At 35.7% G+C, this 13,597-nt stretch carries 14 protein-coding genes and 1 riboswitch; of the genes, 7 read left to right on the top strand and 7 right to left on the bottom strand.

The window, feature by feature from the left end; translation table 11 throughout:
• Nucleotide 1 precedes the first annotated feature (1 nt).
• Nucleotides 2-358 carry an arsenate reductase family protein gene (locus tag GMD78_RS16660; RefSeq protein ID WP_155670348.1) on the bottom strand — a complete coding sequence of 119 codons (357 nt, stop codon included), beginning with the start codon at nucleotides 356-358 and terminating at the stop codon, nucleotides 2-4.
• Between the two features lie 693 nt (nucleotides 359-1,051).
• Here GMD78_RS16660 and GMD78_RS16655 point away from each other — a divergent pair.
• The gene (locus tag GMD78_RS16655; RefSeq protein WP_155670346.1) at nucleotides 1,052-1,402 is read left to right on the top strand and encodes a hypothetical protein; all 351 of its coding nucleotides are present in this window, start codon (nucleotides 1,052-1,054) and stop codon (nucleotides 1,400-1,402) included.
• A 104-nt stretch (nucleotides 1,403-1,506) separates the two neighbouring features.
• Here GMD78_RS16655 and GMD78_RS16650 read toward each other — a convergent pair whose 3' ends face one another.
• The 3 genes from GMD78_RS16650 to GMD78_RS16640 all read right to left on the bottom strand — a co-directional run bounded on the left by GMD78_RS16650 (nucleotide 1,507) and on the right by GMD78_RS16640 (nucleotide 7,129).
• Nucleotides 1,507-3,291, bottom strand: coding sequence for an acyl-CoA dehydrogenase family protein (locus tag GMD78_RS16650; RefSeq protein WP_155670344.1), 1,785 nt, complete (start codon nucleotides 3,289-3,291; stop codon nucleotides 1,507-1,509).
• A gap of 243 nt (nucleotides 3,292-3,534) precedes the next feature.
• Nucleotides 3,535-4,710, bottom strand: a complete 1,176-nt coding sequence (locus GMD78_RS16645; protein WP_343042405.1) for an acetyl-CoA C-acetyltransferase — start codon at nucleotides 4,708-4,710, stop codon at nucleotides 3,535-3,537.
• A gap of 19 nt (nucleotides 4,711-4,729) precedes the next feature.
• Nucleotides 4,730-7,129 carry a 3-hydroxyacyl-CoA dehydrogenase/enoyl-CoA hydratase family protein gene (locus tag GMD78_RS16640; protein ID WP_155670342.1) on the bottom strand — a complete coding sequence of 800 codons (2,400 nt, stop codon included), beginning with the start codon at nucleotides 7,127-7,129 and terminating at the stop codon, nucleotides 4,730-4,732.
• 388 nt (nucleotides 7,130-7,517) lie between these two features.
• Here GMD78_RS16640 and GMD78_RS16635 point away from each other — a divergent pair, with 388 nt between their 5' ends.
• Genes GMD78_RS16635 through crcB form a run of 6 tightly spaced genes read left to right on the top strand, consistent with a single transcriptional unit; the run spans nucleotide 7,518 to nucleotide 11,261 of the window.
• Entirely contained in the window at nucleotides 7,518-8,477 is a 960-nt protein-coding gene (locus GMD78_RS16635) for a metal ABC transporter solute-binding protein, Zn/Mn family (protein ID WP_155670340.1), read from the top strand.
• 17 nt (nucleotides 8,478-8,494) lie between these two features.
• Nucleotides 8,495-9,250 (top strand): metal ABC transporter ATP-binding protein, encoded by a 756-nt coding sequence (locus GMD78_RS16630; RefSeq protein WP_155670338.1) that lies wholly within the window; start codon nucleotides 8,495-8,497, stop codon nucleotides 9,248-9,250.
• Between the two features lie 23 nt (nucleotides 9,251-9,273).
• The gene (locus GMD78_RS16625) at nucleotides 9,274-10,113 is read left to right on the top strand and encodes a metal ABC transporter permease (protein WP_155670336.1); all 840 of its coding nucleotides are present in this window, start codon (nucleotides 9,274-9,276) and stop codon (nucleotides 10,111-10,113) included.
• Between the two features lie 10 nt (nucleotides 10,114-10,123).
• Nucleotides 10,124-10,537, top strand: a complete 414-nt coding sequence (locus GMD78_RS16620; RefSeq protein ID WP_155670334.1) for a Fur family transcriptional regulator — start codon at nucleotides 10,124-10,126, stop codon at nucleotides 10,535-10,537.
• Complete coding sequence (locus tag GMD78_RS16615) at nucleotides 10,522-10,920, top strand: fluoride efflux transporter FluC (RefSeq protein ID WP_155670474.1); 399 nt, start codon at nucleotides 10,522-10,524, stop codon at nucleotides 10,918-10,920. Before GMD78_RS16620 ends, GMD78_RS16615 begins: the two co-directional genes overlap by 16 nt.
• On the top strand, nucleotides 10,917-11,261 hold the full coding sequence (crcB, locus tag GMD78_RS16610) for a fluoride efflux transporter CrcB (protein ID WP_155670332.1): 345 nt from the start codon (nucleotides 10,917-10,919) through the stop codon (nucleotides 11,259-11,261). The genes GMD78_RS16615 and crcB overlap by 4 nt, the downstream gene beginning before the upstream one ends.
• On the opposite strand, the gene GMD78_RS16605 is transcribed toward crcB, so the two are convergent.
• From GMD78_RS16605 to GMD78_RS16595, 3 genes are all read right to left on the bottom strand, one after another.
• Nucleotides 11,256-11,570 carry a DMT family transporter gene (locus GMD78_RS16605; RefSeq protein WP_155670330.1) on the bottom strand — a complete coding sequence of 105 codons (315 nt, stop codon included), beginning with the start codon at nucleotides 11,568-11,570 and terminating at the stop codon, nucleotides 11,256-11,258. The genes crcB and GMD78_RS16605 overlap by 6 nt on opposite strands.
• The gene (locus tag GMD78_RS16600) at nucleotides 11,571-11,903 is read right to left on the bottom strand and encodes a DMT family transporter (RefSeq protein ID WP_155670328.1); all 333 of its coding nucleotides are present in this window, start codon (nucleotides 11,901-11,903) and stop codon (nucleotides 11,571-11,573) included.
• A 99-nt stretch (nucleotides 11,904-12,002) separates the two neighbouring features.
• Nucleotides 12,003-12,092, bottom strand: a riboswitch (guanidine-I (ykkC/yxkD leader).
• A 151-nt stretch (nucleotides 12,093-12,243) separates the two neighbouring features.
• Nucleotides 12,244-13,419, bottom strand: a complete 1,176-nt coding sequence (locus GMD78_RS16595; RefSeq protein WP_155670326.1) for a hypothetical protein — start codon at nucleotides 13,417-13,419, stop codon at nucleotides 12,244-12,246.
• Between the last annotated feature and the right edge of the window lie 178 nt (nucleotides 13,420-13,597).

Below are 13,597 nucleotides of genomic sequence, written 5' to 3'. Positions count from 1 at the left end.
TCTATAACCAATTTTGTTCAAATTGTTCTTCCTTAAAACCAACCGTAACTTTCTCTCCATCTGTTACGATTGGACGTTTGATCAACATGCCATCTGTAGCAAGTATTTCTGCCATTTCTTCCGTACTAGCATCTTTTATTTTTTCTTTAATATTTAATTCCCTGTATTTCTTCCCACTCGTATTAAAAAACTTTTTCGCCGGTAATTCACTTTTTTCAATCAAACGTAAAAGTTCATCTTTTGAAGGTGTTTCTTCCACAATATGTATGCTATTATACCCTACGTTATGCTCATCAAACCATTTCTTAGCCTTTTTACATGTTCCACAATTCGGATACCAATAAAAATCCAATGCCATAATTAGTCCCTCCTTTTTGATTGTATTTTACCATGATTAAAAGGAATTTGGTCAATAAAAACTATCAAACCTATCATTTCAATAATTATAATAATGTATACTAATTTTACATCTATATACAGAAACTCCGTATCTATACTAATATTTTGACACTCACAAAGCTAAAGCAATAGGATTCTAAAGTACTAATGCGTTCACAGTTCCTTTCGGTTTTGAACTAGGCTTTAGGTAAGAGGCAATTTGGATTTTCGATGAGCTTTTAGTTACTCATAATGGCGATGAGTTACCGTTTGACTTTTCTCCTACTTCATTTGGGCACTCATAACTCCGATGAGTTACCGTTTGACGTTTCTCCTACTTCCTTTGGGCACTCATAACGGCGATGAGTTACCGTTTGGCGTTCCTCTGACTTCATTTGGGCACTCATAACGGCGATGAGTTACCGTTTGGCGTTTCTCCGGCTTCATTTGGGCACTCATAACGGCGATGAGTTACCGTTTGACGTTTCTCCTACTTCCTTTGGGCACTCATAACGGCGATGAGTTACCGTTTGGCGATATAATTCTTTATGAAGTCATTTGCCCAATGGAGAAAAGGGACTAACAGAGCATATTAATGAAATACTATTTATAATCTTCCAAATAATATATAATATAAGTGAGTAAATATATCTAGGAAGTAGGTTGGTTTTTAATGAAAAAGCATACCATCTTGCTAATTACTTTACTATTATTCATACTATTGTTTAACGGATTATCGGCCAAAGACGCTAGAACCGAGTTAACCCATTCCTTGGAAAAAGTTGATGAAAAGATAACTCTGTTTGAAGCTGATCTAATTCATAAGGAAAATTTGATCAATGAACTAGAAAGACAATTACAAAGTAAAAATTCTCTATTGGATGAACTACAAAGACAAGTCAATAAACTACATTGGGAGAACGGAAGAAATACGACCAAAAGAAGTAATACAGTAAATGAGTTGGAAAAAATGATAGAACTCCCAGCAGTCATCCGACCAAACGAGGCAATCTTAACAAGATAAAAGTCACGCTATTGTTGGATAGTCTGTTATCTACGGATAATACATATAAATCCCCCTACCAACTTTTGTGATAGGGGGATATTTTGTTTTTCGATCTCTTCTAATTAAACAACATATTTTTCTTCTTCAATTATTTTTGCTGCAATTTCACGTTTTTTCGCAATTACATTCGTTGGAGTATGACGAGTTAGTTTACGTAAAGAAGATAGCATCATACGTAAAGTATCTCCCTGTTCTACAGCAATTAATGTTTCTTTAGCATCAGCTTCAATACGATTAAATGCTTCTTGTACATACACTTGCGTATAAAGTAACTTTTGATTATTTTTCTCTAACCCATTTTTGTTAATTGCTTTTTCTGTACGAAGAATTGCAGATTCCATATTATAAACTTCAGCAACCATATCTGCTAGATTTACTAAAATCTCTTGTTCTTTCTCCAGTTTTTGCATATATTTCTGAGCTGCTAAACCTGCACCTAATAATACCATCTTCTTCGCATTTCTTAATAAATACTTTTCCTGCTCTAATGGCTCTGTGCCAACCTCTTCTGGCATCATCATCATAAGCTCTTCTTGTAAACCTTGTGCTTTTTGAAGTAGTGGTAATTCACCTTTTAACGCTTTTTTTAGAAGCGTACCAGGCACTAACAATCGATTGATCTCATTTGTTCCCTCAAAAATACGGTTAATACGAGAGTCACGATACATACGCTCTACTTCATATTCCTGCATAAAGCCATATCCACCATGTAATTGAACTGCTTCATCAGCAACATAATCCAAGCACTCTGTTGCTGTGTATTTATTCATGGAGCACTCAATTTGGTATTCTGCAATTGCTTTAGCAATCTCACGACCATCTTCTAATTGCTCATCCGTCATCGACCCCATCCGTTGCTCAAATAGACCAACTGTACGGTATACGGCACTTTCATTAGCATACGTTCTTGCTGCCATAGTTGCGAGCTTTTCTTGAGTTAAACTAAAGCTTGAAATAGCTGTTCCAAATTGTTTACGCTCATTTACATATTTTGTAGCTAATTCAATTCCACGTTTGGAACCACCAACACCACCGATTGCTAGTTTGTAACGACCAACGTTCAATATATTAAAAGCAATCTTATGACCTTTCCCTTTCTCACCTAAAAGGTTTTCTACTGGTACCTCTGCATCCTCTAAAATCAGTGTACGAGTAGAAGAGCTCTTAATACCCATTTTCTTTTCTTCTGGTCCTGTTGAAACTCCTGGGAATTCTCGCTCTACGATGAAGGCAGTAAAATGTTCACCATCAATTTTTGCATAAACTACAAATACATCGGCAAAAGCAGAGTTTGTAATCCATTGTTTTTCACCATTTAAGATATAATGCGTTCCTGCTTCATTTAATTTAGCTGTAGTTTTAGCCCCCAAAGCATCTGAGCCTGAGCCTGGCTCTGTTAAAGCATATGCAGCAAGTAATTCACCAGAGGCTAATTTAGGTAGATATTTAGCTTTTTGTTCTTCGTTACCAAAGAAAACGATTGGAAGGGAACCAATCCCTACATGCGCCCCATGCGTAACAGAAAAACCACCTGCACGAGAAAATTTTTCTGTGATTAAGGAAGAACTAATTTTATCTAAACCTAGACCACCATATTCTTCAGGTACATCTGCACCTAGTAGTCCAAGCTCACCAGCTTTTTTCAATAGGTCAACAGAATGTTCAAATTCATGATTTTCTAAGTTTTCTACCTTAGGTAATACTTCACCAACAACAAAATCCTCTGTTGTTTTTGCGATCATTTGATGTTCATCTGTGAAATCTTCTGGTGTAATTACATCTTCACCAGTTAAATCTTCTACTAAAAAAGCTCCACCTTTAAATAATCTTTCTTTCGTTTCACTCATAATTTTCTCCCTCTCCTTTATGGAATGTAGGAATCTACAAATATTTGTTGAATATATTTGTAGATTCTTATGACTTAGGATTCTTTCAGATAGTAAATTGCTTTTCACAAAAACTCTGCAGTAATTTCACTTCGGAACTAATGTTTACCAGTCCGTTTTAGTTTTCAACCAACATATTTCATAGCAAAAGTTACTACATATTCCCTACATCAAATCAACCACGCATTACTTATTAGCAAAGTTTTATAGAAGCTCAAACACTCCTGCTGCACCCATTCCGCCACCAATACACATCGTTACAACTCCAAATTGTACATTACGGCGCTTCATTTCATGGGCAAGACTTAAAGTAAGTTTCGTTCCAGTCATTCCTAGTGGATGACCAAGTGCGATTGCCCCACCATTGACATTGACAATATTTGTATCTAAATCTAACGCTTGAATAACACGTACAGATTGAGAAGCAAATGCTTCATTTAACTCAAACAAACCTACATCTGAAATATCTAACCCAGCAATTTTTAATGCTTTCGGAATAGCTTCAATTGGTCCTACACCCATAATTTCTGGTTCAACACCAGCAACAGCGAAGGAACGGAACTTAACTAACGGTTTTAACCCCTCTGCTTCAGCTTTTTCCCGCTCCATAACTAAAACAGTAGCTGCACCATCACTCATTTGTGAAGAGTTTCCAGCGGTAACAGACCCCTTTACATGAAAAGCAGGGCGTAACTTTGCTAGTACTTCCATTGATGTTTCAGGACGAACTCCTTCATCTGTATCAAATAACATAGATTTTTCTTCTACTTTGTTATTTTTACCTATAACTCGCTCCGTTACTTCCACTGGAACAATCTCATCCTTGAATTTACCTTCTTGAATTGCTTTAGCTGCGCGTTCATGGCTTTGAACAGCAAAAGTATCCTGATCTTCTCTAGAAATATTAAATCGATTTGCCACTTCTTCGGCTGTATGGCCCATCCCCATATAATATCCTGGTGCATCTTGAACAAGTGTTGGGTTTGGTTTAATAACATGACCTGGCATTGGAACTAAACTCATAGATTCTGCTCCACCAGCAATAATCGTATCACTTGCACCAAGCATGATACGCTCGGATGCATATGCTATACTTTGTAACCCTGAAGAACAATATCGATTAATTGTAATTCCTGGTACATCATTTCTTAAGCCTGCAAGCCCTGCAATATTTCGAGCCATATTCATACCTTGCTCTGCCTCTGGTATAGCGCAACCAATAATAACGTCATCAATGTTTCCATCATAATTGTCTGCCCGTTTTAGTGTTTCTTTTATCGTTAACGCTGCTAAATCGTCTGGACGAGTATTTGCTAGCGTTCCTTTTTTAGCTCTTCCCACAGGGGTTCTTGCTCCTGCAACAATAACTGCCTCTTTCACCTTTTCTCCCCCTCTTCTATTAATTACGTAATGGTTTTCCTTTAACCAACATGTGCTGCATCCTTGCTTGAGTCTTTGGTTCTGCAATCAAACTTAAGAATGCTTCACGTTCTAAATCAAGCATTACCTGCTCATCAATTAGCGTACCTTCTTTAATCCGACCACCTGATAATACATATGCTAATTTTTCTGCAATTTTTACATCATGATCTGATGCATAACCACCAAATTGTAGTGTTTTTGCTCCTAAGACCATTGCAGCATAACCCGCTTCTCCAACAACAGGAATCTTTTCCGGTGCTGGTGCGTTATAACCGCTTCTAGCTAGCTCGAGTACTCTCTCTTTTGCATCATGAATTAGATGATCTGGATTGACACTTATACGGTCATTTCGATCCAAGAAACCATTCTCTCTTGCTTCAGCAGCAGAGGTTGATACTTTTGCCATCGCTACCTTTTCAAATACATCATTAGCAACTTTAGTTAAATCAAAGTCAATTCCTTTTGGTAAATTACGAAGCTCTTTTAAGTAAAGCTCCTTCGTTCCACCACCACCAGGAATTAACCCAACACCAAATTCAACAAGACCCATATACGTCTCAGCTGATGCTTGGATTGCTGCTGCAGGTAAGGAAACTTCAGCACCGCCCCCTAATGTCATGTTAAATGGTGCAGTAACAACTGGTTTATCAGAGTACTTTATATTCATTGTCATGTTTTGGAATTGTCGAACAACCATGTCTAATTCAAAGAAGTTGTCATCTTGTGCTTCCATTAGCATCATTGCTAAATTTGCACCAACACAGAAATTTTTACCTTGATTACCAATGACAAGCCCTTCGTAATTTTTGCCAACCTCTTCAATGGCGAAATTCACCATTTGTATGATATCTAAACCAATCGCATTGCTTTGCGAGTGAAATTCGAGACCCGCTACACCATCACCTAAATCTATTAAACTCGCACCAGTATTTTTCTTAATAACTCCATTTACATCCTTAAGTCGCTTTATATTAATCTCTTTTGGATTGAAGTTCTGCTGTTTATACTCTCCTTGATCATAGTAATAAACAGTTCCATTTTCCGTTTTATAGAATGAATCATGTCCTGCTTCTAACATGTTTAGCACCCAATCAGGTACTGTGTCCCCTTCCTCTTGCATTCGTTCAACTGATTTGGCAAGACCTATTGCATCCCATGTTTCAAATGGACCAATTTCCCAGCCAAATCCCCATTTCATCGCTTGATCAATAGATAAAATATCATCTGCAATTTCTCCGGTTAATTCTGCTGAATAAATAAGTGCTGGTTTTAAAATTGACCAAATCAAATCCCCAGCTCGGTCACCTTTAGCAGATACAAGCGCTTTCAATTTACGACGAGAGCCTTTTTCTTGTTTGGCCATCTCCGTAGCTGCTGTTTTTAATTTTTTTCGATCCTCATATTCTAATGTTTCTGGATTCAATTCGTAAATTGTGCTTCCATCTTTCCCTTTTTTCTTTAAGAAAAAGCCTTGACCACTTTTTGCACCTAACCAGCCTTTTTCTTGCATGTTAAGCATGAAGTCGGGAACATCAAAAACTTCTTTTTCTTCTCCTTCAACCTGGTCATATACATTTTTGGCTACGTGGATAAATGTATCTAAACCAACAACATCAAGGGTACGAAATGTTGCACTTTTCGGACGACCAATCATTGGTCCTGTTACAGAGTCCACTTCTCCTACACTATATCCACCTTTTAGCATCTCCCTTAAAGTTACCAGTAATCCATACGTTCCAATACGATTAGCAATAAAGTTTGGCGTGTCTTTCGCTTCAACAACACCTTTACCTAAGACATTTTCTCCAAACGTTTTAATAAATTCTAATACTTCAGGGTCTGTATCCTTTGTTGGGATAACCTCAAGCAATTTCAAATAACGTGGTGGATTGAAAAAATGAGTCCCTAGAAAATGTTTTCGAAAATCCTCTGAACAATCTGCAGCCATAGCTTCTACAGATATACCAGATGTATTCGAGCTTACAATAGATCCTTGCTTACGATACGTATCCACATTAGCAAAGACCTTTTTCTTAATCTCTAGGTTTTCAACGACCACTTCTATGATCCAATCCACATCCGCCAATTTCTCCATATCATCATCCATATTTCCAACCTCGATTAAATCTAGGCTATCCTTTGTAGTAATTGGAGATGGCTTTTGTTTTAGTAAAGCATTTTTGCTTTCTGTAGCAATTCGATTGCGCACAACCTGATCCTCTAATGTTAAGCCCTTTTGCTCCTCTTTCTTGGTTAATTCTCGCGGTACAATATCAAGCATAATCGTTGGTATTCCCACGTTCGCCAAGTGAGCAGCAATTCCAGAACCCATAACACCAGAACCTAAAACTGCAGCACGCTTGATTGTTCGCTTCATATTTTATCCCCCAATCAAATTTGAATGAATACTCATTCATTTTTTGCTAAAAAATAAAAGACAGCTTTTTTCCGTCCATCTATACTCTACTATAAAATATATTTGAATGTTTCGCAATAAAAATAAATTAAATTTTTTAGAAAATTTCACAGTAAAACGATATTTGTATTCTATTAACAATCGAATATGTTCTATTTATTGGTGGAAAATTAATGACATTGAAGAGAAAAAATCTTCCTTCATTTTAATCGTAATCATTCTCATTTACAAATCGTAACCATTACGATATGATAGAAAACGGAATGATCATTTAGAAAACATAACTATTCCCTTGCATTTATGGCAAAACCTTAGTTGAACTTATGCAACATAAGAAAGGAATACACCTATGAAAAACATACTTGGAATTATATTATTATTACTGACTGGATTAATTACAATTGGCTGTACATCAACAGATTCAACTACAACAACAGATAAGGATGTAGATCTTACTGTATACACAACTATATACCCGATTCAATTTGCTATAGAGAGAATTGGAGCTGAGACTGTTACAGTTAATACTGTCTACCCTCCAGGGGGTGACGCTCATACCTATGAGCCCACTTCTAAAAAAATGACGGAAGTAGCAAGAAGTGATGCATTTATATATCTCACCTCTGGAATGGAGGCTTTTGCTGAAAGTATGGCAGGAGCACTTTCTTCCGAAGATGTATCCATAGTTGAACTAGGGGAGCATGAAGAATTATTTGAAGCTACAGTCGAAACACATTTAGAAGATGAACATGATGAAGAACATAGTGATGATGGGCATAATCACGGCGATCATGATCCACACATTTGGCTTGACCCGTTACGCATGTTGAAAATGTCACACCTCGTTTTAGATACGTTAATCGAACTAAACCCAGAAAAAGAAGAATATTACATTTCTAATTTTAATGAATTGGAAACTGATTTATTAAATCTAGAGGAATCATATCAACAAACGTTAATAGACAAAACGAATAAGAAAATACTCGTATCCCATTCAGCATATGGTTATTGGGAAGAACGATATGGACTTGAGCAAATTTCTATTCATGGATTATCATCTAGTGATGAGCCATCGCAAAAGGAATTAACTGAGATTATTGAGCAGGCTGAATCAAGTAATCTTCATTACATTATATTTGAACAAAACAGTTCCAACCGTGTATCTAAAATTATTCAAGATCATATCGATGCAGAGGCACTAGTTATTCATAATTTATCCGTATTACTTGATGAAAACATTGAAAATGATGAAGAATATTTAACCTTAATGGAAGAAAACTTAAAAGTACTTGACCTTGCTACGAACTAAAGAAAGGAAGAGATTTCATGAACGAGCCAATCATTTCTATGAAAAATATCAGTTTTACCTATGAACACAAACAGGTACTTGATCATATTGATTTTATCCTTCCCCGTGGTGCATTTATGGGTCTTATCGGACCAAATGGTGGGGGGAAAACAACACTCATTAAACTAATTTTAGGATTAATGAAACCCGACCATGGTTCCATTACAATTTTTAATAAACCATTTGAACAATTTAAAGATTGGAATAAAATCGGATTTGTTTCTCAGAAATCAAATTCATTTAATAAAGGATTTCCAGCAACGGTCTATGAAGTTGTTTCTATGGGACTAACAGCCAAGGTTGGTTATTTAAGATTTTTCAATCAAAAGCATAAAGCCAAAATACTTCATGCTATTGACCTTGTCGGTATGAGTGAGTACACGTATGAGAATGTTGGAAATCTATCTGGTGGTCAACAACAACGCGTTTTCATTGCCCGTGCACTGGTTAGTGATCCAGAACTATTAATCCTGGATGAACCAACTGTAGGCGTTGACTATGAAAATGTCCAACGCTTTTATGAACTACTACATGAATTAAATACGAAACAGCAAATTACCCTACTCTTAGTTACCCATGACACTGGAACAATGACCGAGTATGCTACAGATATTGCTTGCTTAAATAAATCATTACATTTTCATGGTAATCCCGAGGAGTATCTTGAACTATCCGAACATGATTTATCGAAAGTTTATGGTCATCCTGTAAACCTTGTTACACATGATCATTAATATTGGAGTTGGAGGAACAACACATGCTTGCAGATTTTTTAGAGTTTGACTTTTTAAGAAATACCTTTTTAACAGGACTTTTAATTGGAATTATCGCACCTCTTTTGGGAACATTTATTGTAGTACGCAGGCTCTCTTTAATTGCTGACGCATTATCTCACGTCACATTAGCGGGAATTGCATTTGGTTTATTTATGGAAAAGAAATTTGCATTTACATTGATTACACCACTCTACAGTGGGATGGCTTTTTCTGTTATAGGATCAATCTTCATTGAAAAATTACGTGGAGTTTATAAGGCCTATCAAGAAATCGCTATACCTATCATCTTATCCGGTGGAGTTGGCTTGAGCGTCGTTTTTATTGCCCTGGCTGATGGCTTTAATACCGAATTATTTAATTATTTATTTGGTTCTGTTTCAGCCGTAAGTAAAAATGATTTCCTAACCATACTTGGTATATCCATTTTTATCGTTCTAATCATTTCATTATTCTATAAAGAACTTTTTACATTATCTTTTGATGAAGAGCATGCAACCGTTTCGGGTATTCACGCAAAACGAATTCATTTTTTATTTATTATACTAACAGCATTAGTAATCGCCGCTTCCATACGTATAGTTGGGGTCCTTTTAGTTTCAGCACTAATGACTTTACCTGTTGCGGCAAGTATGCGTCTAGCAAAAGGATTTAAACAAATGATGGTTTTATCTATTGTTTTTGGTGAATTAGCTGTTATTATTGGATTAGTATCTGGTTATTATTTGAGTATCCCACCTGGGGGTACAATAGTTATGGTTTCTATAATTATATTATTGCTTTCCATTGGCTTAAAACAATTACGTTATCGAAAACAAAAGTGAGGGATAGACAATGAATATAGCAGAAGCAATCGAGTTACTAAAGGAACATGGTTATAAAACAACAGGAAAAAGGAAGGACATTCTAACTTTCTTTGAGGAAGCAGACGGCTATCGTACAGCAAAAGATCTTATTCAATATTTAGAGGAATCGTATGACGGTATCAGCTTTGATACTGTTTATCGAAACCTTCACCTTTATAATGAAGTTGGAATTTTGGAGACAACCGAGTTAAATGGAGAAAAACATTTTCGGATGAATTGCACTCATCACCACCATCATCATTTTATTTGTAAAGATTGTGGGAAAACAAAAGAGATTGAAGTTTGCCCAATGAATGAAGTGAAAAAAACACTGCACAATTATGCTATTGAAGACCATAAGTTTGAAATCTATGGACTATGTCCAAAATGTCAACTAGCATAAGTCTTAAACTAGTATTCGCTGTTGGTATCGGTGGTATGATCGGTGCAATTTCTAGATATAGTATCGCTTTAGTTATTGTAGAAGATAGTATATTTCCATTTGCAACCTTAATCGCAAATTTAATTGGCTGTTTTTTATTAAGTTATCTTTTAAACCATCATTTATTAAAGGATAAGCTCACTCCAGAGCTATTTACTGCTTTAACTACTGGAGTAATAGGATCGTTTACGACATTTTCAACCTTCGCAGTCGAGGTGATAACAACATGGAATACTAGTATACTATTAGCTATCATTTATCTGACAAGTAATTTATTTGGTGGACTAGCTCTATGTTATGTTGGATATAGAATATCTCCTAGTATAAGGAGGGCTACTTCATGAACTTTTTATTAGTAGCATGCGGTGGTTTTCTTGGCAGTATCCTCCGATTTTATATTTCAATAAAAGCAAACAAACATTTTCTCGGTACTTGGATTGCCAATATTACCGGCTCTACTATGTTAGGATTTTTATTTCACTTTTATAGTAATGGTGCTATCACAGATGGATTATGGCTTTTGGTAGGAGTTGGTTTTTGTGGTGCGTATACAACCTTCTCTACCTTTGGAAATGAAACCATTCAATTGTTGATCGCTAAAAAATATCGCACAGCTCTATCCTATGTTACTAGCTCCATGATCGTTTCTATCGGTGTGGTTGGATTGATCGTTACCTTGTTATGAGATAAGCTTCAATCCAACTGCAGCGGATAGAACCATACTAATAAATAGTATTCGTCGCCAGTCCTTTGATTCTCCATATACGAGCATACCAACTACCGCACTCCCAACTGTGCCCATTCCAGTCCATACCGCATAAGCAGTACTCATTGCGATCGTATCCATTGCTAATGATAAAAATATAAAGCTTACCAAAAAACCACCAATTAAGAATCCAAAGGAAGTAACGCTCTTCTTCTGATTTACCTTATTGATACCGATTACCCCAACCACTTCTCCAATTCCAGCTATCAATAAATATAACCAATCCATTTACCTGTCTCCCTCCTGTTCCACCGTAACGGCTTTTAGTCCAATAACTCCTATTAATAAGACAACAATTAAAAGCAGTTTGGCAACTTGAAAGGGCTCTCCAAATACAAGCATATCTAGCAAAACAGTTCCAGTTGTTCCCATCCCAGTAAATACGACATATGTGGTACCAACTGGCAATCTCTTGGAAGCAATCAGTAATAAATGCATACAAGCGTATATCGCAACAACGGTTAATCCCCAACTCCACCAAGTGTTTGCATACTTTAATCCAACAACCCAGCCTATTTCAAATATCCCTGCACCAAAAACAAATAACCAAGCTTTATTCAACGTAAATCACCTCATAGATAAAATCTTCAATCAGTAGGGGGTTCTTACTCCCCTTTATGCGGGATAAAAAATACCCGAGAAGATATCAATTATCAGATATCCTCCCGGGCTTTTGTCCCTCCGTGTACACATAGTGCGTTTTCTCTCGGACCAGACCATCATATATGCGGAACCCTAGAAAACTATTTTAATATCTATTTATTATCAATTTTACATTTAGTAATCCTTCACTCGAGTCATAATCATACAGTTTTTTTAATTTCGAATATCCATTCTACTATAACATGAACTCTCTGATCTACGTCAAGATAAAATATAGTTTTCAAGCTTCAACATACCTTTAATTTTTTAACTTAACTTCCATATTTCCAACTTCAACGAGTAATAGTTCTACTTCTTTGTCACTCACATCTATATCACCATAACGAACTTTTTGGTACACTTCTAAATTTGCATTATAGCCAATTCTTCGTAACCATTCCTCTATCGTTTCAAAATGTTTTCTACCTTTTTGATGTTTGGCTGCATAATGCTCAAATTGATAGATGACTTTACGAACGGGGTGGTCAATCTTTTTAAACTGTTTTCGATATTTTCGCTTTTGTGTCTTTACACGTGCTAGTTTTTCTTCCGATTTTTGATAGAGATTCTTTTCTTCCTGTACTTCTTTTTTAAAATTAAAACGTGTTCTAAAATATCTAATGATCAAGAATACTCCTAACCCGATAGCAAGGGCTGTTAATCCAAAATAAATCATGGCAACTAATGGAATTTCACTAATAGATTTTTGATATACTGGATTTTCTAATTCTCCAATTGCTGGTGAATCTTCTGCACCATAATCCACAAAATCCTCCAACTTAATATCTGGTAAAAATCCAAGCATATTACTTAAACCTGAAATGAGTCCATTGGTAATGTATAAATATCCTTCTAAAAAGGCATTTCGGATTACATCTGTTAATAAATAAAATGATAAAGACGCAAATGAAAGAATCCCCAAAAATCGATACCAAAAGCTTCGATTAAATGCTTTTTGGTCTATTTTTTTAATCACTGCAGTGTGACTAATAATATTTCCTATGACAACAAGTATCAATTGAATAAAAACAAACATTAATGCTTGGGAATCCCTTATAAAAATTGCCAATACAGTACCTAAGATAATTGTTGTGATAAGATAAAAGTTCTCCCGTTTGATATGCATTTCACTACGTATTGCTATGTATCTCCAAGTTAATAATAAAGCCAGAATAATGCTTAATAGGAGCGGTAAGCCAACTATATGAAAAAGTAATACAATAATTGGGACCGTAACTATATAAGGTACATGGTTCCAATCGAACTTAGCATATAACGAAAATAGAATACAGATACAACTTATAATAACTAAGTAAATCCAATAAGGAATACCTTCATAATGATGAAAAGTGGCTGGAAGTAAAAGCAAAAAGATGATAATAGCTTCACTTATAAAGTGATAGGCATGGGTAATTAATAGATTTTTGTTTTCCATAATCATCAAATCCTTTGTCAGGAATTTTAATAGGTACACTACTTTATATAAAGGCTGAGACACAAGTGTAACAATCAATGAAAAATCCGAACTATTTCGGATTTTCTTTCGAGATATTTCGTAAGCTTTGTTGCTAATTTTGTATAAACAGTGAAGTAAATTTCGCATGGATTTACTT

The sequence above is a fragment of the Ornithinibacillus caprae genome, assembly GCF_009728145.1.
Lineage (GTDB): Bacteria > Bacillota > Bacilli > Bacillales > Amphibacillaceae > Ornithinibacillus > Ornithinibacillus caprae.
The sequence above is the reverse complement of the archived record's forward strand: the minus strand, read 5'-3'. Positions and strand labels throughout refer to the sequence as shown.

Bases quoted from the DNA above. Each gene is read 5' to 3' on its own strand.
- crcB (WP_155670332.1), top strand. From the start codon at position 10,917: ATGAACTTTTTATTAGTAGCATGCGGTGGTTTTCTTGGCAGTATCCTC.
- GMD78_RS16640 (WP_155670342.1), bottom strand. From the start codon at position 7,129: ATGAAGCGAACAATCAAGCGTGCTGCAGTTTTAGGTTCTGGTGTTATG.
- GMD78_RS16595 (WP_155670326.1), bottom strand. From the start codon at position 13,419: ATGGAAAACAAAAATCTATTAATTACCCATGCCTATCACTTTATAAGT.
- GMD78_RS16650 (WP_155670344.1), bottom strand. From the start codon at position 3,291: ATGAGTGAAACGAAAGAAAGATTATTTAAAGGTGGAGCTTTTTTAGTA.
- GMD78_RS16655 (WP_155670346.1), top strand. From the start codon at position 1,052: ATGAAAAAGCATACCATCTTGCTAATTACTTTACTATTATTCATACTA.
- GMD78_RS16605 (WP_155670330.1), bottom strand. From the start codon at position 11,570: ATGGATTGGTTATATTTATTGATAGCTGGAATTGGAGAAGTGGTTGGG.
- GMD78_RS16620 (WP_155670334.1), top strand. From the start codon at position 10,124: ATGAATATAGCAGAAGCAATCGAGTTACTAAAGGAACATGGTTATAAA.
- GMD78_RS16630 (WP_155670338.1), top strand. From the start codon at position 8,495: ATGAACGAGCCAATCATTTCTATGAAAAATATCAGTTTTACCTATGAA.
- GMD78_RS16615 (WP_155670474.1), top strand. From the start codon at position 10,522: ATGTCAACTAGCATAAGTCTTAAACTAGTATTCGCTGTTGGTATCGGT.
- GMD78_RS16625 (WP_155670336.1), top strand. From the start codon at position 9,274: ATGCTTGCAGATTTTTTAGAGTTTGACTTTTTAAGAAATACCTTTTTA.
- GMD78_RS16635 (WP_155670340.1), top strand. From the start codon at position 7,518: ATGAAAAACATACTTGGAATTATATTATTATTACTGACTGGATTAATT.
- GMD78_RS16660 (WP_155670348.1), bottom strand. From the start codon at position 358: ATGGCATTGGATTTTTATTGGTATCCGAATTGTGGAACATGTAAAAAG.